General features: G+C 60.2%; 17 protein-coding genes and 5 tRNA genes. 4 read left to right on the top strand and 18 right to left on the bottom strand.

The window, feature by feature from the left end:
- Positions 1 to 161 precede the first annotated feature (161 nt).
- The 16 genes from rpoC to rsmD all read right to left on the bottom strand — a co-directional run bounded on the left by rpoC (position 162) and on the right by rsmD (position 14,854).
- Entirely contained in the window at positions 162 to 4,352 is a 4,191-nt protein-coding gene (rpoC, locus tag NKT35_RS04775) for a DNA-directed RNA polymerase subunit beta' (RefSeq protein ID WP_254299346.1), read from the bottom strand.
- Positions 4,353 to 4,408: 56 nt separating this feature from the next.
- Positions 4,409 to 8,584, bottom strand: a complete 4,176-nt coding sequence (gene rpoB, locus NKT35_RS04780; RefSeq protein WP_254299348.1) for a DNA-directed RNA polymerase subunit beta — start codon at positions 8,582 to 8,584, stop codon at positions 4,409 to 4,411.
- Between the two features lie 154 nt (positions 8,585 to 8,738).
- The gene (rplL, locus tag NKT35_RS04785; RefSeq protein WP_043575249.1) at positions 8,739 to 9,110 is read right to left on the bottom strand and encodes a 50S ribosomal protein L7/L12; all 372 of its coding nucleotides are present in this window, start codon (positions 9,108 to 9,110) and stop codon (positions 8,739 to 8,741) included.
- 36 nt (positions 9,111 to 9,146) lie between these two features.
- Entirely contained in the window at positions 9,147 to 9,644 is a 498-nt protein-coding gene (gene rplJ / locus NKT35_RS04790; RefSeq protein ID WP_254299350.1) for a 50S ribosomal protein L10, read from the bottom strand.
- An 86-nt stretch (positions 9,645 to 9,730) separates the two neighbouring features.
- Positions 9,731 to 9,805, bottom strand: a tRNA-Thr gene (locus NKT35_RS04795).
- 179 nt (positions 9,806 to 9,984) lie between these two features.
- Positions 9,985 to 10,680 carry a 50S ribosomal protein L1 gene (rplA, locus tag NKT35_RS04800; RefSeq protein ID WP_254299352.1) on the bottom strand — a complete coding sequence of 232 codons (696 nt, stop codon included), beginning with the start codon at positions 10,678 to 10,680 and terminating at the stop codon, positions 9,985 to 9,987.
- A 1-nt stretch (position 10,681) separates the two neighbouring features.
- Positions 10,682 to 11,113: a 50S ribosomal protein L11 gene (rplK, locus tag NKT35_RS04805; RefSeq protein ID WP_021479134.1), complete on the bottom strand. Its 432-nt coding sequence runs from the start codon at positions 11,111 to 11,113 to the stop codon at positions 10,682 to 10,684.
- 100 nt (positions 11,114 to 11,213) lie between these two features.
- The gene (nusG, locus tag NKT35_RS04810) at positions 11,214 to 11,747 is read right to left on the bottom strand and encodes a transcription termination/antitermination protein NusG (RefSeq protein WP_254299354.1); all 534 of its coding nucleotides are present in this window, start codon (positions 11,745 to 11,747) and stop codon (positions 11,214 to 11,216) included.
- Positions 11,747 to 12,103, bottom strand: coding sequence for a preprotein translocase subunit SecE (gene secE, locus NKT35_RS04815; RefSeq protein ID WP_254299356.1), 357 nt, complete (start codon positions 12,101 to 12,103; stop codon positions 11,747 to 11,749). The genes nusG and secE overlap by 1 nt, the downstream gene beginning before the upstream one ends.
- Before the next feature lie 63 nt (positions 12,104 to 12,166).
- A tRNA-Trp gene (locus NKT35_RS04820) sits at positions 12,167 to 12,242 on the bottom strand.
- 11 nt (positions 12,243 to 12,253) lie between these two features.
- Complete coding sequence (tuf, locus tag NKT35_RS04825; protein WP_254299344.1) at positions 12,254 to 13,444, bottom strand: elongation factor Tu; 1,191 nt, start codon at positions 13,442 to 13,444, stop codon at positions 12,254 to 12,256.
- 43 nt (positions 13,445 to 13,487) lie between these two features.
- Positions 13,488 to 13,562, bottom strand: a tRNA-Thr gene (locus tag NKT35_RS04830).
- 25 nt (positions 13,563 to 13,587) lie between these two features.
- Positions 13,588 to 13,661: transfer RNA gene (locus NKT35_RS04835), tRNA-Gly, on the bottom strand.
- A gap of 53 nt (positions 13,662 to 13,714) precedes the next feature.
- Positions 13,715 to 13,799, bottom strand: a tRNA-Tyr gene (locus NKT35_RS04840).
- A gap of 139 nt (positions 13,800 to 13,938) precedes the next feature.
- On the bottom strand, positions 13,939 to 14,190 hold the full coding sequence (locus tag NKT35_RS04845; protein WP_254299357.1) for a YfhL family 4Fe-4S dicluster ferredoxin: 252 nt from the start codon (positions 14,188 to 14,190) through the stop codon (positions 13,939 to 13,941).
- Between the two features lie 109 nt (positions 14,191 to 14,299).
- Positions 14,300 to 14,854 (bottom strand): 16S rRNA (guanine(966)-N(2))-methyltransferase RsmD, encoded by a 555-nt coding sequence (gene rsmD, locus NKT35_RS04850; protein WP_254299358.1) that lies wholly within the window; start codon positions 14,852 to 14,854, stop codon positions 14,300 to 14,302.
- Positions 14,855 to 15,091: 237 nt separating this feature from the next.
- On the opposite strand from rsmD, the gene ftsY reads away from it, so the two are divergent.
- The 4 genes from ftsY to rpoH all read left to right on the top strand — a co-directional run bounded on the left by ftsY (position 15,092) and on the right by rpoH (position 18,880).
- Positions 15,092 to 16,270, top strand: coding sequence for a signal recognition particle-docking protein FtsY (gene ftsY / locus NKT35_RS04855; protein ID WP_254299360.1), 1,179 nt, complete (start codon positions 15,092 to 15,094; stop codon positions 16,268 to 16,270).
- Between the two features lie 58 nt (positions 16,271 to 16,328).
- Positions 16,329 to 16,982: a cell division ATP-binding protein FtsE gene (gene ftsE / locus NKT35_RS04860; protein WP_254299363.1), complete on the top strand. Its 654-nt coding sequence runs from the start codon at positions 16,329 to 16,331 to the stop codon at positions 16,980 to 16,982.
- Entirely contained in the window at positions 16,979 to 17,887 is a 909-nt protein-coding gene (gene ftsX / locus NKT35_RS04865; RefSeq protein ID WP_254299365.1) for a permease-like cell division protein FtsX, read from the top strand. The genes ftsE and ftsX overlap by 4 nt, the downstream gene beginning before the upstream one ends.
- A gap of 129 nt (positions 17,888 to 18,016) precedes the next feature.
- A complete protein-coding gene (rpoH, locus tag NKT35_RS04870) occupies positions 18,017 to 18,880 on the top strand; it encodes an RNA polymerase sigma factor RpoH (protein WP_254299367.1) in 864 nt (287 codons plus the stop codon).
- Between the two features lie 86 nt (positions 18,881 to 18,966).
- Here the strand turns inward: rpoH and NKT35_RS04875 are convergent, their stop codons facing one another.
- The gene (locus tag NKT35_RS04875) at positions 18,967 to 20,751 is read right to left on the bottom strand and encodes a PglL family O-oligosaccharyltransferase (protein WP_254299369.1); all 1,785 of its coding nucleotides are present in this window, start codon (positions 20,749 to 20,751) and stop codon (positions 18,967 to 18,969) included.
- 92 nt (positions 20,752 to 20,843) lie between these two features.
- Positions 20,844 to 22,655, bottom strand: coding sequence for a PglL family O-oligosaccharyltransferase (locus tag NKT35_RS04880; protein WP_254299371.1), 1,812 nt, complete (start codon positions 22,653 to 22,655; stop codon positions 20,844 to 20,846).
- Between the last annotated feature and the right edge of the window lie 22 nt (positions 22,656 to 22,677).

A 22,677-nucleotide genomic window follows, 5' to 3' on the forward strand; every position in this document is an offset into this window, starting at 1 on the left:
TATCAGTTCCTAGTTGAAGCTTCCCGGAAGCAACACGCCTCCAGAAAGGACGGAGGATTATATTTTAGTCAACGCGTCAGCGTCAAATAAAAAACGCCGCTCCGCCAACGTTAACCGTTGATGGAGCAGCGTTTTTTCAACACTAGGCCGCTAGGCCGGTGTTAGTCGCCGCTTTCCAGCGCTGCCGGAGCCGGATCGAACAGCATCGATTCGCCCGCGTCCAGACCCAGGTTCTGACGACGACGGGTGCGGTGGTAAGCCAGACCGGTACCAGCCGGAATCAGACGGCCGACGATCACGTTTTCCTTCAGGCCGCGCAGGTCGTCCTTCTTGCCCATGATGGCCGCTTCGGTCAGCACGCGCGTGGTTTCCTGGAAGGAAGCCGCGGAGATGAACGAGTCAGTGGACAGCGAGGCCTTGGTGATACCCAGCAGCACGTTTTCGTACTGCGCCGGTTCCTTGTCCTCGGCCGCCATCTTGTCGTTCATTTCCAGCACGTCGGCGCGTTCCACCTGCTCGCCCTGGATGAACTCGGTGTCGCCGCTGTCGGAGATCACGACGCGACGCAGCATCTGGCGAATGATCACCTCGATGTGCTTGTCGTTAATCTTCACGCCCTGCAGTCGGTACACTTCCTGCACTTCCTGAACGATGTAGCGAGCCAGCGCTTCGATGCCCTGCAGACGCAGAATATCGTGCGGATCGACCGGACCGTCGACGATGGATTCGCCGCGGTTCACCACCTGACCGTCGTGGACCAGCACGTGCTTGTCCTTCGGAATCAGGTTTTCGTAACCGCTGCCTTCCAGATCGGTGATGATCAGGCGCTGCTTGCCCTTGGTGTCCTTACCGAACGATACGGTACCGGTCACCTCGGCCAGCATGCCGGCATCCTTCGGCGAACGGGCTTCGAACAGCTCGGCCACGCGCGGCAGACCACCGGTAATATCGCGGGTCTTCGACGATTCCTGCGGGATGCGGGCCAGCACTTCGCCCTTGCCCACATCCTGGCCGTCGCGAACGGTAATGATCGCGCCCACCTGGAAGGTAATCGATACCGAAGCGTCCGAACCGGCCAGCTTCACTTCGTTGCCATTGTCGTCGAGCAGCTTCACCAACGGGCGCAGCATCTTCGACTGGGCGCCGGCGCGGCGTTTCGGGTCGATGACCACCAGCGTCGACAGGCCGGTCACTTCGTCGGTCTGCTTGGCTACGGTGTTGCCTTCTTCCACGTTTTCGAACTTCACGCGGCCAGCGTACTCGGTGATGATCGGACGGGTGTGCGGGTCCCAGGTAGCCAGAACCGTGCCTGCCTTGATCTGCAGACCGTCGGTCACCATCAGGGTCGCCCCGTACGGCACCTTGTGACGCTCGCGCTCGCGGCCCATGTCGTCGTGGATCACCACTTCGCCGGAGCGGGTGATGACGATCAGCTCGCCCTTGGTGTTCGCCACATAGCGCATCTGGCTGGAGAAGCGGACGGTACCGTTGGACTTGCCTTCCACTTGGCTGGCAGCCGCATTTCGCGACGCCGCGCCACCGATGTGGAAGGTACGCATGGTCAGCTGGGTGCCCGGTTCGCCGATCGACTGGGCAGCGATCACGCCCACGGCTTCGCCGGCGTTCACTTGCTTGCCGCGCGCCAGGTCGCGGCCGTAGCACTTGGCGCACAGGCCGTAGCGCGTGTCGCAAGTGATGGCGGTGCGAACCTTGACTTCGTCGATGCCGAGGCTGTCGATCAGGTCAACCAGTTGCTCGTCCAGCAGGGTAGCCGCTTCGATCACGGTTTCGCCGGTGGACGGATCCACCACGTCGACCGCGGTCACGCGGCCGAGGATGCGGTCGCGCAGCGCTTCGATCACGTCGCCGCCTTGCAGCACGGCCTTCATGGTGAAGCCATTGGTCGTGCCGCAGTTGTCTTCCACCACCACCAGATCCTGGGTCACGTCGACCAGACGACGGGTCAGGTAACCGGAGTTCGCGGTCTTCAAGGCGGTATCCGCCAGACCCTTACGGGCGCCGTGAGTGGAGATGAAGTACTGCAGTACGGTCAGGCCTTCGCGGAAGTTGGCGGTAATCGGCGTTTCGATAATCGAGCCGTCCGGCTTGGCCATCAGACCCCGCATGCCGGCCAGCTGCTTGATCTGGGCTGCGGAACCCCGCGCGCCAGAGTCGGCCATCATGTAAATGGAGTTGAAGGACTCTTGGTCCACTTCCTTGCCTTCGCGGTCCAGCACCTTCTGCTTGGACAGCTCGTCCATCATGGCCTTGGCGATCTTGTCGCCGGTGCGGCCCCAGATGTCCACTACCTTGTTGTAGCGTTCGCCCTGGGTCACGAGACCTTGACGGTACTGTTCCTCGATTTCCTTGACTTCCTTGTTCGCCTCGCCCAGCAGCTCGACCTTCTTGGCCGGGATTTGCATGTCGTCCACGCAAATCGAGATACCGCCGCGGGTGGAGTAGGCGAAACCGGTGTACATCAATTGGTCGGCGAAGATCACCGTGTCGCGGATGCCGCAACGACGGAACGAAACGTTGATCAGTTTCGAGATTTCTTTCTTCTTCAGCGCCTTGTTGATGTGCTCGAACGGCAGGCCCTTAGGCAGGATGTCGGACAGGATCGCGCGGCCAACGGTGGTGTTGTAACGCTTGATCACCGGTTGGAACTCGCCCTGCTCGTCTTTTTCCCATTCGCGCAAACGCACGGTAATGCGCGTCGCCAGTTCGACCTGACGGGTTTCGTAAGCGCGATGCACTTCCTTGGTGTCCGCGAACACCATGCCTTCGCCCTTGCCATTCACCTTGTCGCGGGTCATGTAGTACAGACCCAACACGATATCCTGCGACGGAACGATGATAGGTTCGCCGTTGGCCGGGGACAGCACGTTGTTGGTGGCCAGCATCAGGGTGCGGGCTTCCATCTGCGCTTCCAGCGACAGCGGCACGTGAACGGCCATCTGGTCACCGTCGAAGTCGGCGTTGAACGCCGCGCAGACCAGCGGATGCAGCTGGATGGCCTTGCCTTCGATCAGCACCGGCTCAAACGCCTGGATGCCCAGACGGTGCAGGGTCGGGGCGCGGTTCAGCAGCACCGGATGCTCGCGGATCACGTCTTCCAGGATGTCCCAGACTTCCGGCACTTCCTGCTCGACCAGCTTCTTGGCCGCCTTGATGGTGGAGGCCAGGCCCATCACTTCCAGCTTGTGGAAAATGAAGGGCTTGAACAGTTCCAGCGCCATCTTCTTCGGCAGGCCGCACTGATGCAGACGCAGGGTCGGGCCTACGGTAATCACCGAACGACCGGAGTAGTCCACGCGCTTACCCAGCAAGTTCTGACGGAAACGACCGCCCTTGCCCTTGATCATGTCGGCCAGCGACTTCAGCGGACGCTTGTTGGCGCCGGTCATCGCCTTGCCGCGACGGCCGTTGTCCAGCAGCGAGTCAACCGATTCCTGCAGCATGCGCTTTTCGTTGCGCACGATGATGTCCGGCGCGCGCAGTTCCAGCAGGCGCTTCAGACGGTTGTTACGGTTGATCACGCGACGGTACAGGTCGTTCAGGTCGGAGGTCGCGAAACGACCGCCGTCCAGCGGCACCAGCGGACGCAGTTCCGGCGGCAGCACCGGCAGCACTTCCAGGATCATCCATTCCGGCTTCATGCCGGAGCGTTGGAAGGCCTCGAGCACCTTCAGGCGCTTGGCGATCTTCTTGATCTTGGTGTCGGAGTTGGTGGTTTCCAGCTCGCGGCGCAGGCCTTCGATTTCAGCGTCCAGGTCCAGCTTCTTCAGCAGTTCCTTAACCGCTTCGGCGCCCATCATGGCGACGAACTCTTCGCCGTATTGGTCTTCCTTGTCCAGGAAGTCCTCTTCGGTCAAGAGCTGGCGGTATTGCATCGGGGTCATGCCCGGATCGGTCACGACGAATGCTTCGAAGTACAGCACGCGTTCGATGTCGCGCAGCGTCATGTCGAGCACCATGCCCAGACGCGACGGCAGCGACTTCAGGAACCAGATGTGCGCGGTCGGGCTGGCCAGCTCGATGTGGCCCATGCGCTCGCGGCGCACCTTGGACAGCGTCACTTCCACGCCGCACTTCTCGCAGATCACGCCGCGATGCTTCAGGCGCTTGTACTTGCCGCACAAGCACTCGTAGTCCTTCACCGGTCCGAAGATGCGGGCGCAGAACAGGCCGTCGCGTTCCGGCTTGAAGGTACGATAGTTGATCGTTTCAGGCTTCTTGACTTCACCATAAGACCAGGAACGGATCTTGTCAGGCGAGGCGATGCCGATCTTAATCGCATCAAACTCTTCTTCTTGCGTCACTTGCTTAAAGAGATCGAGCAGTGCTTTCATTGCGTCTCCAGTCAGGGGACAGGCGCGGCCTGCTTCAGCCGCGCCCTATTACCCAATCAATAACGTTCCAGGTCCATATCGAGGCCCAGCGAGCGGATTTCCTTCACCAATACATTGAAGGATTCCGGCATGCCGGCGTCGATCTTGTGCTCGCCCTTGACGATGTTCTCGTAGACCTTGGTACGACCGGTCACATCGTCAGACTTCACCGTCAGCATTTCCTGCAGGGTGTAGGCGGCGCCGTAGGCTTCCAGCGCCCACACTTCCATCTCACCGAAACGCTGACCGCCGAACTGGGCTTTACCACCCAGCGGCTGTTGCGTCACCAGCGAGTACGGACCGGTGGAACGGGCGTGCATCTTGTCATCGACCAGGTGATGCAGCTTCAGGTAGTGCATCACGCCCACGGTGACCTTGCGGTCGAAGGCTTCGCCGGAGCGGCCGTCGTGCAGGACCATCTGGGTCTTGGACTCGTTGAAGCCCATCTGAGCGGTCAGCTCGTCTTCGTCCGGGTAAGCCAGATCCAGCATGTGCTTGATCTCGGCTTCCTTGGCGCCATCGAATACCGGCGTGGCGAAGGTCATGCCCTTGCTCAGGTTCTGCGCCAGTTGCAGCACTTCGTCGTCGCTCAGGCCGGCGATTTCTTCAGCCTTGCCGGTTTCGTTATAGATGCGCTCCAGGTAGCCGCGGATCTCGGCAGCGGACTGTTGCTGCTTGACCATGCGGTCGATGCGCTCGCCGATACCCTTGGCGGCCCAACCCAGGTGTACTTCCAGAATCTGACCGATGTTCATACGCGACGGTACGCCCAGCGGGTTCAGCACGATGTCGACCGGACGGCCGTCGCCCATGTAAGGCATGTCTTCCACCGGCAGGATGCGCGATACCACACCCTTGTTACCGTGGCGGCCGGCCATCTTGTCGCCCGCTTGCAGGCGGCGCTTGACGGCCAGGTAAACCTTGACCATCTTCTGCACGCCCGGCGGCAGTTCGTCGCCCTGGGTCAGCTTGCGCTTCTTGTCTTCGAACTTGAGGTCGAATTCTTCGCGCTTCTGCGCCAGGCTTTCCTTGATCAGTTCCAGCTGCTTGGCGATGTCTTCATCGCTCATGCGGATGTCGAACCAATCGTGCTTGGTCGGCAGACCGGTCAGGTATTCCTGATCGATCACGGTGCCCTTGGCCAAACGCTTCGGACCGCCGTTGGCAACCTTGCCCAGGATCAGGCGTTCGATACGGCTGAAGGCGTCGTTGTCGAAAATACGCAGCTGGTCGTTCAGGTCCAGACGGTAGCGTTTCAGTTCCGCGTCGATGATGGACTGGGCGCGCTTGTCGCGCTCAATGCCTTCGCGGGTGAACACTTGCACGTCGATCACCGTGCCCACGGTGCCGGTCGGCACGCGCAGCGAGGTGTCCTTCACGTCGGAAGCCTTCTCGCCGAAGATGGCGCGCAGCAGCTTCTCTTCCGGCGTCAGCTGGGTTTCGCCCTTAGGCGTCACCTTGCCCACCAGCACGTCGCCGGCTTCGACTTCCGCGCCGATGTAGACGATGCCGGATTCATCCAGACGGCCTGCCATGCGTTCGGACAGGTTCGGGATGTCGCGGGTGATTTCTTCCGGTCCCAGCTTGGTGTCGCGGGCAACCACGGACAGTTCTTCGATGTGGATCGAGGTGTAGCGGTCTTCTGCGACCAGCTTTTCCGAGATCAGGATCGAGTCTTCGTAGTTGTAGCCGTTCCACGGCATGAAGGCGATGGTCATGTTCTGACCCAGCGCCAATTCGCCCAGATCGGTCGATGCGCCGTCAGCCACCACGTCGCCGCGAGCGATCTGATCGCCCACCTTCACCACCGGACGCTGGTTGATGTTGGTGTTCTGGTTGGAACGGGTGAACTTGGTCAGGTTGTAGATGTCCACGCCCACTTCGCCAGCGGTCGCTTCTTCATCGTTGACGCGAACCACAACACGGCCGGCGTCGACATAGTCCACCACGCCTCCGCGACGAGCCACCACGGTGGTGCCGGAGTCGACAGCCACGGAACGCTCGATGCCGGTGCCGACGAAGGCTTTTTCCGGACGCAGGCACGGTACGGCCTGGCGTTGCATGTTGGCGCCCATCAATGCGCGGTTGGCGTCATCGTGTTCCAGGAACGGAATCAGCGAAGCGGCCACGGATACCACCTGGCCGGTGGCCACGTCCATGTACTGCACGCGGTCCGGGGTCGCCAGAATGGTTTCGCCCTTTTCGCGGCAGGTAACCAGTTCGTCGATCAGCGTGCCTTCGGCATTCAGCTCGGCGTTGGCCTGAGCGATGACGTAGCGGCCTTCTTCGATCGCCGACAGGTAATCGATCTCGTTGGTGACCTTGCTATCCACGACCTTGCGGTACGGGGTTTCCAGGAAACCGAACTCGTTGGTGCGCGCGTAGACGGACAGCGAGTTGATCAGACCGATGTTCGGACCTTCAGGCGTTTCGATCGGGCACACGCGGCCGTAGTGGGTCGGGTGTACGTCACGCACTTCGAAGCCTGCGCGTTCGCGAGTCAGACCGCCCGGGCCCAGGGCCGAAACACGGCGCTTGTGGGTGATTTCCGACAGCGGGTTGGTCTGGTCCATGAACTGGGACAGCTGCGAGGAACCAAAGAATTCCTTGATCGCGGCGGACACCGGCTTGGCGTTGATCAGGTCGTGCGGCATCAGGTTGTCGGACTCGGCCTGGTTCAGGCGTTCCTTGACCGCGCGCTCCACGCGCACCAGGCCGGCGCGGAATTGGTTTTCAGCCAATTCGCCCACCGAACGCACGCGACGGTTGCCCAGGTGATCGATGTCGTCCACTTCGCCGCGGCCGTTGCGCAGCTCGGTCAGGATGGCGATCACGGACACGATGTCTTCCGTGGTCAGCGTGCCTTCCATCACGTCGCGACGCGACGCGAACTTCTCGCCGATCAGTTCCTTGAACCATTCCGGCGTTTTGTCGTCGAACTTGTACTGATAGGTGCGCGAGCTGAACTTCATGCGGCCCACGCGCGACAGATCGTAGGTTTCTTCGCTGAAGAACAGACGCTGGAACAGCGCTTCCACCGCATCTTCGGTCGGCGGTTCGCCAGGACGCATCATGCGATAGATGGCCACGCGGGCTTGCAGCTGATCCTGGATGTCGTCGGAACGCAGGGTTTGCGAGATGTACGCGCCTTGGTCCAGATCGTTGGTGAACAGCACCTCGACCTGCTCCACCTCGGCCAGCGCCAGCTTGGCCAGGCTTTCCTCGGTCACTTCCTCGTTGGCGCGAACGATCACTTCGCCGGTGTTCTGGTTCACCACATTGTGGGACACCACCTTGCCCAGCAGTGCGTCGGCCGGCACTTCGATGCGGTCCAGCTCAGCGGTCTGGATGTCGCGGATGTGCTTGGCGGTGATGCGCTTGTCCTTGGCGACGATCAGCTTGCCGTCGGCGGCCACGATGTCGAACTTGGCCACTTCGCCCTTCAGACGTTCCGGCACCACGCGCATGAATACGCCGCTGCGGGTCAGGTAGAAGGTGTCGAAGCTGTAGAACTCGGACAGGATTTCTTCGTTGCTGTAGCCCAGGGCCTTCAGCAGGATGGTCACCGGCATCTTGCGGCGACGGTCGATACGGAAGTACAGCAGGTCCTTCGGATCGAATTCGAAGTCCAGCCAGGAGCCGCGGTAAGGAATCACGCGGGCGGAGAACAGCAGCTTGCCGGACGAGTGCGTCTTGCCGCGGTCGTGCTCGAAGAACACGCCCGGGGAACGATGCAACTGGGAAACGATAACGCGTTCGGTGCCATTGATGATGAAGGAGCCGTTCGCGGTCATGAGCGGAATTTCGCCCATGTACACTTCATTCTCGCGCACTTCCTTCACCACCGGCTTGGACGATTCCTTGTCGAAAATCGTCAAGCGGATGCGCGCGCGCAGCGGCGCGGCAAAGGTAATGCCGCGCAGCTGACATTCCTGCACATCAAACGGCGGTTCGCCCAGGATATAGTGGGCAAAGTCCAATTTGGCATAGCCGTTATGGCTGACGATCGGGAAGATCGACTTGAACGCAGCCTGAAGACCCACATCCTTGCGCTCATCCAGCGGCGTTCCCAGCTGGAGAAATTCGGTGTAGGAATCAATCTGGGTCGCCAACAGGAAGGGGACGTCGAGAACACTGGCACGTTTCGCAAAGCTCTTACGAATACGCTTCTTCTCAGTAAACGAATAACTCATAGAGTCTCCATCGAGGTGGGTGGCGCAAGAAACCAAAAGTCAGCAGCCACGCCTAGTATATTGCTGGCTTTTACTTTCTTCGCTTCCGCCAACTACAAGCGCAATAAGGCTGGCGGATTTCTCCGCCAGCCTCACCTTCTTTTTTCAAAGAAGATTATTTAACTTCAGCCTTAGCACCGGCTTCGATCAGTTGCTTAGCGACGTCATCGGCTTCAGCCTTGGACACGCCTTCCTTCACGTTCTTCGGAGCGCCGTCTACCAGGTCCTTAGCTTCCTTCAGACCCAGACCGGTGATTGCGCGAACAACCTTGATCACGCCAACCTTGTTGTCGCCAGCGGCGGTCAGAACAACGTCGAACTCGGTCTTTTCTTCAGCAGCGGCAGCGCCGGCGCCAGCCGGGCCAGCAACGGCAACAGCAGCGGCGGAAACGCCGAACTTTTCTTCGAACGCCTTAACCAGGTCGTTCAGTTCCATAACGGTCAGACCAGCAACGGCCTCGAGGATGTCTTCTTTGGTGATTGCCATGTGAAAATCTCCTGAATTCTATAAGAATCAAATAAGTTAAGCGGCTTCGGCTTGCTTCTTGTCGGACAGGGCGGCCAGCGCGCGGGCGAAGCCAGCGACCGGAGCCTGCATAACGTAGAGAAGCTTGGACAACAGTTCTTCGCGGCTCGGGATGGACGCCAGCTCAGCAACCTGAGCAGCGGACAATACCTTGCCTTCGTAGGAACCGGCCTTGACGATGATCTTATCGTCAGCCTTGGCAAATTGATGCAGCACCTTGGCAGCAGCAACAGGGTCGGCGGAGATGCCGTATACCAGCGGGCCAACCATTTGGTCAGCCAGCTCGGCAAACGGAGTGCCTTCCACAGCGCGACGCACCAGCGTGTTCTTCAGAACGCGCAGGTAAACGCCGTTCTCACGCGCCTGAGCGCGGAGCTTGGTCATGCTGCTAACCTCGATGCCCCGATATTCAGCGATAACGAGGGTCTGAGCAGCTGCCAGTTGAGCAGCTACTTCAGCGACTACCGCCTTTTTATCTTCGATATTGAGACTCAAGGTCTACCTCCTAGACTGAAATGAAGCGAAAGGATTTTCGCTTCGCTTTGCAGCGGCGACCTGTATCAGGAGACATCAAAAAGAACTGGTGCTCATGGACGGAATTGAACCGTCGACCTCTCCCTTACCAAGGGAGTGCTCTACCCCTGAGCTACATGAGCGATGTACTTAAGAAGCCTGTTTCGGGTACACCATCTGCGTAGGATGCTGGGCTATCTTGCGACAACTTCGCGATTAAGCCTTGCGGCACCTACGGTCTTTGACAATCTGGCAGCAAAACTGCCAGCCCAAAGCCTTTTGACAGGACGGCTTGCGCCGCCCCATCATGCTCCGGCAGCGATTAGGCGCTGACGGTAGCGGTATCTACGCGAGCGCCGATGCCCATGGTGCTGGAAACGGCGATCTTTTTCAGATACACGCCCTTGGAAGCTGCCGGCTTGGCTTTCACCAGGGCATCAACCAGAGCGGAGAAGTTTTCGCGCAGAGCTTCAACTTCGAACGAAGCGCGGCCGATGGTAGCGTGAACGATACCAGCCTTATCGGTACGGTATTGAACCTGACCGGCCTTGGCGTTCTTCACAGCTTCGGCAACGTTCGGGGTCACGGTGCCAACCTTCGGGTTCGGCATCAGACCGCGCGGACCCAGAATCTGGCCCAGCTGACCCACGACGCGCATTGCGTCCGGGGAAGCGATCACGATATCGAAGTCCAGGTTGCCGGCTTTAACTTGCTCGGCCAGGTCGTCGAAACCGACCACTTCAGCACCGGCAGCCTTGGCGGCTTCGGCGTTGGCGCCTTGAGCAAATACAGCAACGCGAACCGACTTGCCGGTGCCGCGCGGCAGAACCACGGAACCACGAACCACTTGGTCCGATTTACGCGGATCCACGCCCAGGTTCACGGCGATATCGATCGACTCGTCGAACTTGGCGGTGGCAGCAGTCTTAACCAGGGCAATCGCTTCTTCAACAGCGTACAGCTTGTTGCGATCAACGGTAGCCTTCAGAGTTTGCAGGCGCTTGGAGATCTTAGCCATATTACACGCCCTCCACTTCCAGACCCATCGAACGGGCAGAGCCGGCGATGGTGCGAACAGCGGCGTCCAGATCAGCAGCGGTCAGATCCGCTTGCTTGGTCTTGGCGATTTCTTCCAGCTGAGCGCGAGTTACCTTGCCAACCTTGTCCACGTGAGCCTTGGCGGAGCCGGACTTGATGCCAGCAGCCTTCTTCAGCAGGAAGGTCGCCGGCGGCGTCTTCATGGTGAAGGTGAAGGACTTGTCCGCGTAAGCGGTGATCACAACAGGAATCGGCATACCCGGTTCCATGCCCTGAGTTTGAGCATTGAACGCCTTGCAGAATTCCATGATGTTCAGACCACGCTGACCCAGAGCCGGACCGATCGGAGGAGACGGGTTGGCCTTGCCAGCGGCTACTTGCAGCTTGATATAGCCGACAATTTTCTTTGCCACGATTAAAACTCCTTAAACGGGTATAGCGTGAACTTGACGTTCACTCCCCAACGAAAGCGCTGCAGTATACAGGCTTTTCACAAACCTGCCAAGTGAAATTTTACAGCTTTTCCACTTGACTGAATTCCAGCTCAACCGGGGTGTCGCGGCCGAAAATCTGCACCGACACGCGCAGCTTGTTGCGCTCGTAATTCACTTCATCCACCGAGCCATTGAAGTCGTTGAACGGGCCGTCGATGACGCGCACCCTTTCACCCACCTCGAACAGCACCTTCGGCTTCGGCTTTTCCACGCCCTCTTGCATCTGCTGCATAATGGCTTCGACTTCCTTCTTGGAAATCGGCGCCGGGCGATTGGCCGTGCCACCGACAAAACCGGTCACTTTGGGCGTGCTCTTGACCAAGTGCCAGGTATCGTCGGTCATTTCCATTTCCACCAGCACGTAGCCAGGGAAGAATTTGCGCTCAGTGATGGACTTGCGGCCGTTCTTGACGTCCACAACCTCTTCCACCGGCACCAGAATCTGACCAAATTGATCCGCGATGTCGGAACGTTCGATACGTTCACGCAGCGCCTTTTGCACGCTCTTCTCAAAACCGGAGTATGCGTGTACTACATACCAGCGCTTTGCCATTATCTACCTCGACCGAGAATCACATCGTAAAACAGCCAAGACAGGCTGGAATCCACCAACCACATGAACAAGGCCAACACCGTGACGAATACAAACACCATCAACGTCACCTGCGTCGCTTCCTTGCGGGTCGGCCACACTACCTTGCGAGCCTCGACCATGGACTCGTTAGCATAGACCACCAAGCCCTTGCCCGGCGCCGAAGTCCACACCACGCCGGCAGCCAGCAGGATGGAGACAATGAAAGCCAGCGCGCGCAGCAGACCCTGACCCTCAGGAATCAGGTAAAAGCCAACAATCCCGGCCACTACCACAACACCCGCCAGGACCAACTTGATCTTATCTTGCATTTCCATGTCGATTTTCTCTCGCATATGCGACAAAAGACCAACCGGCGCATAGCGCCGGCTGGTCTTAATTGGCAGGCCAGGAGGGTCTCGAACCCCCAACCCTCGGTTTTGGAGACCGATACTCTACCAATTGAGCTACTGGCCTTTAAACCTTACTTAAGCAATAATCTTTGCTACAACGCCGGCGCCAACAGTACGACCGCCTTCGCGGATAGCGAAGCGCAGACCATCTTCCATGGCGATCGGAGCGATCAGCTCAACGCTGAACTCAACATTGTCGCCCGGCATAACCATTTCAACGCCTTCCTTCAGCGTGATCGCGCCAGTCACGTCCGTAGTACGGAAGTAGAACTGCGGGCGATAGTTCGCGAAGAACGGGGTGTGGCGGCCGCCTTCGTCCTTGGACAGAACGTAAACGGAAGCTTCGAACTTGGTGTGCGGGGTGATGGAAGCCGGCTTGGCCAGAACTTGGCCGCGCTCAACGTCTTCACGCTTGGTGCCGCGCAGCAGCACGCCCACGTTGTCGCCAGCCTGACCTTGGTCCAGCAGCTTGCGGAACATTTCCACGCCGGTGCAGGTGGTCTTAACCGTGGCCTTCAGACCCACGATTTCGATTTCTTCACCGACCTTCACGATGCCGCGCTCAACGCGACCGGTCACCACGGTGCCACGGCCGGAGATCGAGAACACGTCTTCGATCGGCAGCAGGAACGGCTTGTCGATGGCGCGTTCCGGAGTCGGGATGTAGGAGTCCAGAGCGTCAGCCAGACGGAAGATGGACGGTTCGCCCATTTCGGACTGGTCGCCTTCCAGCGCCAGACGAGCGGATCCGATCACGATCGGGGTGTCATCGCCCGGGAAGTCGTAGGAAGACAGCAGATCGCGCACTTCCATTTCCACCAGCTCCAGCAGCTCAGCGTCGTCAACCAGGTCAGCCTTGTTCAGGTAGACGATGATGTACGGAACGCCAACCTGACGGGACAGCAGGATGTGTTCGCGGGTTTGCGGCATCGGACCGTCAGCGGCCGAGCAAACCAGGATAGCGCCGTCCATTTGAGCCGCGCCGGTGATCATGTTCTTCACATAGTCGGCGTGACCCGGACAGTCTACGTGAGCGTAGTGGCGGGATTCGGTTTCGTATTCAACGTGCGCGGTATTGATGGTAATACCACGAGCCTTTTCTTCCGGCGCGCTGTCGATCTGGGAGTAGTCCTTGGCTTCGCCACCGAACTTCTTCGACAGAATGGTAGTGATAGCAGCGGTCAGAGTGGTTTTACCATGGTCAACGTGACCGATGGTGCCGACGTTTACGTGCGGTTTGGTCCGCTCGAACTTTTCCTTAGCCATGGCAAAATATCCTGAATACGAAAATAAAGCTAAAGTTGAACTGTGGTGCCCATGGGCAGAATTGAACTGCCGACCTCTCCCTTACCAAGGGAGTGCTCTACCCCTGAGCTACATGGGCCCTTAAAACAGGCTTTTAAAACGCTTGGAGCGGGTGAAGGGAATCGAACCCTCGTCATAAGCTTGGAAGGCTTCTGCTCTACCATTGAGCTACACCCGCCTGGCTTACAACAAGACAGCTTAACTTCACTGCCAAGCGCTTCTACTAAATTTTGGTGGAGGGAGAAGGATTCGAACCTTCGAAGGCAGAGCCGTCAGATTTACAGTCTGATCCCTTTGACCGCTCGGGAATCCCTCCTGAAAGAGACCCGAATATTATAGATAGCCCGATTTGCCGTCAACACCTTTTTCGAAAAAAAATGCACTTTTCTGCAGGAAAATGAAAAACACCTCGCAAGCGGCGAGGTGTTCTCTTTTACATCAAGCACTTAAGCAAATCAGGCTTGACCCGAAATCTTCAGATACTTCTGATGCAGCTCTTCCTTGGTCTCCTGATGCGCCGGATCCAGGGGGATGCAATCCACCGGACAGACTTGCTGGCATTGCGGCTCATCGTAGTGGCCCACGCATTGGGTGCACAGATTGGGGTCGATCTGGTAGATCTCTTCGCCCTGCGAGATCGCGTTATTGGGGCACTCCGGCTCACAGACGTCGCAGTTGATGCACTCGTCGGTAATCATCAAAGACATAGTAATTTCCTCAGGTATTCAACAACATGAATTCTGTCACCCCCCGCCGGCGGTCGCAAGTTCGCGCTGGTTATATCGATAGACGCGACGAAGGGTGCGTAAAACAGGCTCAAGCTTGCGCCGGCGCCAATAAACCGTAGTGGACCGTGCCGGCCTTGTCCTGGCGAACGCAGTCCCAGCCATCCGGCAGCGCTTCCGGCCATTGGCGCGCCTCCATATAGACCACGCCATCGTCGGCCAACAAACCGGCCAGCAGCGGCAAAGCCTGCGCCAGCAGATCCGAGTCGTAAGGCGGATCCAGGAAGATGACGTCGAAACGCTCCCTGCCATTCTTTAGATACAGCAGCGCATCGCCATTGACGACATCGATCGCCGCCGCCGACAGCAACTGGCGGTTATCGCGCAAAGACTCATAGACCTTCCGGGATTTTTCCACCATCACCACGCGGCGGGCGCCGCGGGAAGCCGCCTCGAACCCCAGCGCGCCGCTGCCGGCGAACAGGTCCAGGCAGCTTTTGCCGTGCAGATCCTGCCCCAGCCAATTGAACAGCGTTTCGCGCACGCGATCTGGCGTAGGGCGCAGACCTTCGGCATCGGGAAACGGCAACAGGCGGCGTCTATGCTCGCCGCCGATGATTCTGACCTTGTTACGTGCCTGACTCATGATTCTCTAAACTCTTGACGCAAGCGGCAGAGTGTAACCCGATCAGCACTTTAGCGTCTCAATGATGTTCGAAACGACGCAATATCCGCGGCCGAACAGCCACAGTACAGATTGATTCCTTATATTAGTATCCGTTTTGCCTCTCCTCTGCAGGCTCTTCCCGCAGATAGGCCCTGTGCGCGACGGCAATTGAGGATACAATTTAGCCATTTACCGCCAATCCCGGTTCATTTACGCATGTTTAGCTTCTTCAAGAAAAAACCCAAGCCGGTGGAGACGCCGCAAATCGAGACGCCCGCGCTAACCACCCCCGCGGAGGAAGCGCCGCAAGCCGCAGCTGCCAGCCCTGTTTTGGAGACCGCTCCCGAGGCCCTGCCCGCGGCGGTTGAAACCGCGCCCGCCATCCAGCACCAAGCAGTCGAACCTCAGAATACTCCCGCGCCCGCAGCCGCGCTTGAAGCCATCGAACCGCCGCCCGCCGCGCCCGTCGAAGCCACGCCGCTGAAAAAGCTGAGCTGGACCGAACGCCTGAAAGCCGGCCTGGCCAAAACCCGCGACAAGCTGGGCAAGCAGCTGGCTGGTTTATTCGGCGGCGGCAAGATAGACGAAGACCTGTACGAAGAACTGGAGACGGTGCTGCTGACGTCCGACATGGGCGTGGACGCCACCGTTCATTTGCTGGGCGACGTGCGCGAGCGCGTGTCCTTGAAGGGGCTGAAGGACGCGTCGGAATTGAAAGGCGCGCTGAAGGACTCGCTGCAGGATCTGATCGGCCCGCTGGAAGTGCCGCTCAATGTGGAAGGCAAGAAGCCTTTCGTGATCATGATGACCGGCGTCAACGGCGCCGGCAAGACCACCTCCATCGGCAAGCTGGCCAAGTACTACCAGAGCCAGGGCAAGAGCGTGCTGCTGGCCGCCGGCGACACTTTCCGCGCCGCCGCGCGCGAACAGCTGATCGCCTGGGGCGAGCGCAACGGCGTGACCGTCATCGCCCAGCAAGGCGGCGATTCCGCCGCTGTTTGCTATGACGCCATCCAGGCCGCCATCGCCCGCGGCATCGACATCGTGCTGGCCGATACCGCCGGCCGCCTGCCGACTCAGCTGCACCTGATGGAAGAAATCAAGAAGGTGAAGCGCGTGATCCAGAAGGCGCTGCCGGACGCCCCGCACGAGGTGGTGCTGGTGCTGGACGCCAATATCGGCCAGAACACCGTCAACCAGGTCAAGGCCTTCGACGACGCGCTGGGCCTGACCGGCCTGATCCTGACCAAGCTGGACGGCACCGCCAAGGGCGGCGTGATCGCCGCCATCGCCAAGCAGCGCCCGATTCCACTGCGCTTCATCGGCGTGGGCGAAAGCATAGACGACCTGCGCCCGTTCAGCAGCCGCGACTACATCGACGCGCTGTTCGAATAATGCCCCCGGCCGCCCGCGGGCGGCCTTCTTTCTCAGCCAGACCAGCGGGAAACCCTACATGATACAGTTCGACCAGGTCACCAAGCGTTATCCTGGTGGCAACGAAGCCCTGAAGAATCTGTCCTTCACCATCGAAACCGGCGAAATGGTATTCCTCGCCGGCCACTCCGGCGCCGGCAAATCGACGCTGCTGAAGCTGATCGCCGGCATCGAGCGCGCCACCGCCGGCGGCGTCATCGTCAATGGCCAGAACCTGTCCAAACTGCGCGCCAGCCAGATTCCCTATGTGCGCCAGCATCTGGGCATGGTGTTCCAGGATCATAAAATCCTGTTCGACCGCAGCGTGTTCGACAATGTGATGCTGCCGCTGGACATCATCGGCTTCGACCGCCGCGACGCCGCCAAGCGCGTGCGCGCCGCGCTGGACAAAGTAGGCCTGCTGTCCAAGGAAAAGAGCATGCCGATCCGCCTGTCCGGCGGCGAACAGCAGCGTTTGTGCATCGCCCGCGCGGTGGTGCATCGCCCCAGCATCCTCTTGGCCGACGAACCGTCCGCCAACCTGGACCGCGCCTACGCGCTGGACATCATGGAATTGTTCAAATCCTTCCATCAGGTCGGCGTCACGGTGCTGATCTCGGCCCACGACGAAACGCTGATGGAAGACTACGGCCGCCGCATCATCCGCCTGAGGGAAGGACAGTTCGCCGCATGAAACACTTTCTCTATCTGAACTGGCAAAGCGCCAAGCAGGCGCTGCTGAAGATTCTGCGCCAACCGTTCGGCAGCCTGCTGACCCTGCTGATGCTGGCGCTGGCGCTGGCTTTGCCGCTGTCGCTGTACCTGACAGTCAGCAGCGTGCAGGACTGGGTGGGCCGCCTGACTGCCACGCCGCAAATCACGCTGTTCATGGAATTGTCGGCCGAGGAAGCCGACATCGCCGCCGTCAACAGCACCTTGTCGCATCATCCCAAGGTGAAAAGCTTCACTTTCGTCAGCAAGGGCAAAGCGCTGCAAGATCTGGAGAAGCGCAACGGCCTGACCGGCCTGGACAGCGGCCTGGACGGCAACCCGCTGCCGGACGCCTTCGTGGTGACTCCGGCGGCGATGGAGCCGCGCTCGCTGGAAATGCTGCAGAAGGAATTGTCCGGCCTGCCTATGGTGGAAATGGCGCAGTTCGACGCCCACTGGGCCAAGCGTCTGTACGGCATGGTGGACATGGGCAAGAAGCTCACCTGGTTCCTGGCGGCCGCCCTGGGTTTGGCGCTGGTGCTGGTGACCCATAACGCGATCCGGATGCAGATACTGGCGCGGCAGGATGAAATCGAAGTGTCCAAGCTGATCGGCGCCACAGACAGCTTCATCCGCCGTCCTTTCCTCTACCACGCTTTGTGGCAAGGGGTGTTCGCCGCGCTGCTGGCCTGGGGGCTGTCCTGCTGGCTGGCCGCCGTCGCCAATCCGGCCATCCGCGAGTTCGCCATGCTGTACGGCGAGCAAGTGGAGCTGCGCCTGCTGAGCGCGCCGGAATTGGCCGTCTTGCTGGCGGTGTCCGCGATGCTGGCGATGCTGGGCGCGCGGCTGGCCGCAGACCACCATTTGCGCAAGGTCGAACCCAAGTAAAAAATGACAAAGGAAAGTTTTTGGCTATCGAATCGATTGTTAAAAATCATTGACCGCGGAACCTTTCCTTGCTAGCACTCTCAATACACGAGTGCTAACATAGCACTACCCAAGGAGGTAGCCATCGCAATGAACACAACATTTGCCCTTCCCGTACCGTCGACCAGCGGCAGCCTGGAACAATACATCCAGGCCGTCAACAGCGTGCCCATGCTGTCGCCGGAGCAGGAAACCGAGCTCGCGACCCGTTTCCAGCAGGAAAACGACCTGGAAGCGGCGCGGCAGATGGTGCTGTCGCACCTGCGCGTGGTCGTGTCCGTTTCCCGCGGCTACGCCGGTTACGGCCTGCCGCAGGCCGACCTGATCCAGGAAGGCAATATCGGCCTGATGAAGGCGGTGAAGCGTTTCGAGCCTGACCGCGGCGTGCGCCTGTTCTCGTTCGCCATCCACTGGATCAAGGCGGAAATCCACGAATTCATCCTGCGCAACTGGCGTCTGGTGCGCATCGCCACCACCAAGCCGCAGCGCAAGCTGTTCTTCAACCTGCGCAGCATGAAGAGCGGTTTCTCCGCGCTGTCGGAGCAGGAAGCCAAGTCCATCGCCGCCGATCTGGGCGTCAAGCCTGAAGAAGTGCGCGAGATGGAAATCCGCATGAACGGCCAGGATGTGTCCCTGCTGGCCGACAGCGACGACGAAGACAGCTACGCGCCCATCGACTGGCTGGCGGACAGCCACAGCGAGCCGACCCGCGCGCTGGAGCGCCGCGCCTTCGACCAACTGCAAACCGAAGGCCTGGAATACGCGCTGTCCACGCTGGACCCGCGCAGCCGCCGCATCGTCGAAGCGCGCTGGCTGGCCGACGACAGCGGCTCCACGCTGCACGAGCTGGCGGCCGAGTTCGGCGTGTCGGCCGAGCGCATCCGCCAGATCGAAGCCAAGGCCCTGATCAAGATGAAGGCAGCGCTGAGCGAAGGCGTGGTGCTGGACAACTAAGCGCCGCGTACTCCGCCGCAAAAAAACCGCCGAATCGCTTCGGCGGTTTTTTATTGCCCTCTCCCGCCCGCAGGCGGGAGCTTGGTTCATTCCGGCAAGGTGCGGAATTTGGCCGGCAAATTATCGTAGGCTTCGCGGCTGATCTTGCGCAGCGGCTCCCAGGCCGGGTCCTGCTCGCCCAGCGTTTCAATGAACTGGCCGGCGTAAGTCGGGAAGGACGCCAGCGTGGTGCGCAGCGTCTGTTCCGCCTTGGCTTGCTCGCCAGCCAGGATTTCCAGCTGCGCGCGCTTGAGCATCACATCCGGATACGGGCGAAAGGCGGTCAGCTGATCCTCCAGCTCCAGCTTCTGCTTGAGGTTGTCCTTGGTGATGGGCAGATAGTCGTCCAGCGTGTACAAGGCGTGATAGGCGAACATCGGCTTGGTTTTGACGATCTCGATCAGGCGCTCGCTGCGAACCTTGTCTTTGGCCGCGTTGCCAGTCGGCACGTACAGATTCACCAGCTCCCAGAACATCGGCGTGGCGCTGATCGACAGCCAGCCCACCCAGGCCAGCGCCGCCAGCAGGGGCAGCCGCGGCAACAGGCCGACGCGCGCCTCGCCACGCGGCGCCATCGCCATGAACACCGCCAGCATCGCCAGAAAATAGTAGTACCACAGTGGATACTCCAGCATGCTATGGGTCAAGGTCACCGCCAGGCAGCCCAAGGCCAACACGCCTTCGGGCTCGGCCTTGCGGCTGAAAAACGGCCACACCACCCAGGCGAACCCCAGCAGCACCAGCGCCGTGATGACCGCGCCCATCTCCGCCAGCAACTGCATCACCAGATTATGCGCATTGGTGAACAGGCCGCTGTTGTAACCGGCCGATGCGAACTGCGGCAACTGCTGCAGACGCACGCTTTCCGCCGCGTATTGCGACCAGCCCACGCCCCACAGCGGATGCGCCTTGAAAGTCATCCAGGCCTTGTGCATCTCGACGAAGCGGCGGGCGCCCATATCGTCGCCGTTGGCGGCCAGTCTAGCCACGCCGGAAGCGTTCTCGACATCCGAATGGGTCAAGATGGACACTAGATGGTTCACCAAGGGCAAGGCGAACTGGGCAGCCAGAATCATCCCGCAGCTGGCCCACATCGCCAGCATCATCCGCCGCGAAGCGTCATCGCGGCTGCGCCAATGCCACAAGCCGGCCAGCGCAGACAAGGCCACCAGATACAGCAGGATGGTGCGCGAACCGGCCCAGGCCAGCATCAGCGCCATCCACAGCGCCAGCACGATCAGCCAGCCCTTGCCCAAGCGGCGTACGGCGAACAGGTAAACGCCGGACACCATGGCCCACATCAGGTAATGCGCGTACTGATTGCGCTGGCCGATGTGGCCGAAGATATTGCTGGTGGGATGCGAGCCGTCGTAGAACAGGCCCAGCGCCGGCGCCATGCCGGTCAACTGCGCCACGCCGATCAAGGACTGCACCAGGCCGCCGACAATGATCGCCCGCGCCAGCCAGACGGCGAACTCGCGGTCGCCGAAAGCGCCGCGCAGCGAGGCCGTCATCGAGGCCAGCAAGGCCAGCGCCAGCCAGCCCAGGGCCGTGACATAACTCATGCCGGGAAACAGCAGATGGACGAATTGCGGCTGCAAGCCCCAAGCGGCGGCCAGCGCCAAACACCAGCCGCTGGCGCGCGGCACGGCGTCGAACAGACGGCCGCTGGGCAGCAGCAACAGTCCGGCCGCCAGCAGCAGCCAGACTACATTGATTTCGCCGAACCACTGCGGCAGGGGCACGAAGTGGACGCGCGAAGCGAAGGGCACGATGGCGATCAGGCACAAGGCCAGCAGCGCCAGGCGCTCGGGAATCTTCTGAAAAGTCATGGCAGATCAGATGTCAAATAGCGGGAAGCGGGCAGCATACCGCATGCGCCGCCCCGGCAAAACCCATCAAGTGTGTCGGCGCGTTACAAAGCTCAAAACGTCAGACGCCTCTCAACCGGCGCCACTACAGTCTTCACCGCCGCCAGACGCCCGGCTTCGGTTTCCGGCCCGCCTGCCTGATAAGCCCGCGCCGCGCGCAGCGCCATCTCCCGCAATGGCCGGATTTCCGGGTCGGGCCAGCCTTGCAGCGAAAGCACGAACTTAGGCGTTTCATCAGGATAGTTCGCAATCGCCTCGGCCATCGCCTCTCTGGCGCCCTCCACCTGCCCCGCCAACGCCCGGCAGATGCTCAGCCGCAACAGCACGACGACAAAAGGCTGATCCTTCGCCAAGCGTTCATAGAAAGGCAAACTGATATCCAGATGCTTGCGGTCCGGGAGCAGATAATTGCCCATCACCAGATCCGCCTGTTTGCTCCACAAAGGGTTCAGCGCGAGCCTGCCCAGATACTCGATGCGTTGGACATTGTCCTGAACCGATAGACTCGGCGCGCTGTATTCCAGAAAACGTTTGAAAATGAAACCGCCGCTGAGCACATAAGCCAACATCAACGCCCCGCTTCCCATGCACAGCCAACGCAGCGCGGCGGTTCGCGTCGGCACCCGCCAACGCGGCGCGGGGCCCAGCGCGCAGACCGTCGTCAACATCGCCAAGAAGGGCAGATACCACAGCGGGAATTCAAACATGCTGTGCGCCAGCAGGACCATGGCCAGAGCAATCAGCAGAAGATTTTCCGGCGTCTGCCGCCCCTTGCCGAAGAAAGGAAGCAGGCAGAACAGCAGGCCGGCGGCGACCAGCGCCGCGCCAAGCGCGCCCGTTTCCGCCAACAGCTGAAAAACCAGATTATGGCTTTGGGTAAACAGCCGGCTTTCCGGATACAAGGGGAAAGCGCCAAAAGCCTCCAGCCAAACCGATTGCGCCGCGTAGCGCCCTAGCCCCGCGCCCACCCAAGGGTGGGACTGGAACACCAGCCAAGCCTTGCTCCACTCCACACGGCGGCGCGCGCCGAACCCCTCGTCCAGCAAGCGCTCCGAACCGCTCACCGCCTGGATCGGCACGCCCAATTTATTCAGCGCCCAGACGATGTCGCTATTGAATAGCTGCACCAAAGCCAGCAGGAAAACCGAAACAGCCAACGCCGCCGCCATTCGCCTCAAAACCTCATCCGCCGGCGTTCGGCGTATCCAGAACCAGGCCAGCAGACACAATCCCAGGCCATAGGCCAGCGGCAAACGCGCGCCGGACCAGGTGATCATCAAACATAAAATGAAAACCAGCGCGGCGCACCAGACGCCTCCCAGGCTGCGCCGGCCATACAGATAACAGGCCGCCGGCAAGCCCCAAAACAAGTATTGCGCATACTGATTATGCTGCGCCAGATTGCCTATGATCGCCGTCGGCGCGCGGTAGTCGTACAACACCCAGCCCTGGGTCGCCCGCGCCAAATCCAGAGCCTGGATCAGCCCCAGGGCCACTTGCAGGCAATTGCCCAGCAACACCGCGCCGCATAGCTGCATGCAGATGGCGGGCAAGGGCATTTCCACTCGGTTGCCTAGCCATAGCGCCAGCAACATCATCGCCAGCAAGCTGGCCACCGCCTGGCTGCTGCCTTGCGCATTGTCCAGCAACAGCACATTGACGAAAGAAAGATAAAGAGCGGACAAAGCGAGAAATACGGCAAACGCAGGCAAGCTGAGCCCCGTGCTACCCCGTCTCAGCGCAAACGGCGCCACCAGGCCGATAGCCAACACCACCAAGGCATCGGTCCACCAATCCTGCAAAGGCGAATAACGGGCGCAATTCAGAAACGGCAGGGCGAAACACAGCGCGAAAAACGCGAACATCCCGCAGTCCGCCAGCCGGATG

The sequence above is a fragment of the Chromobacterium sp. IIBBL 290-4 genome, assembly GCF_024207115.1.
Lineage (GTDB): Bacteria > Pseudomonadota > Gammaproteobacteria > Burkholderiales > Chromobacteriaceae > Chromobacterium.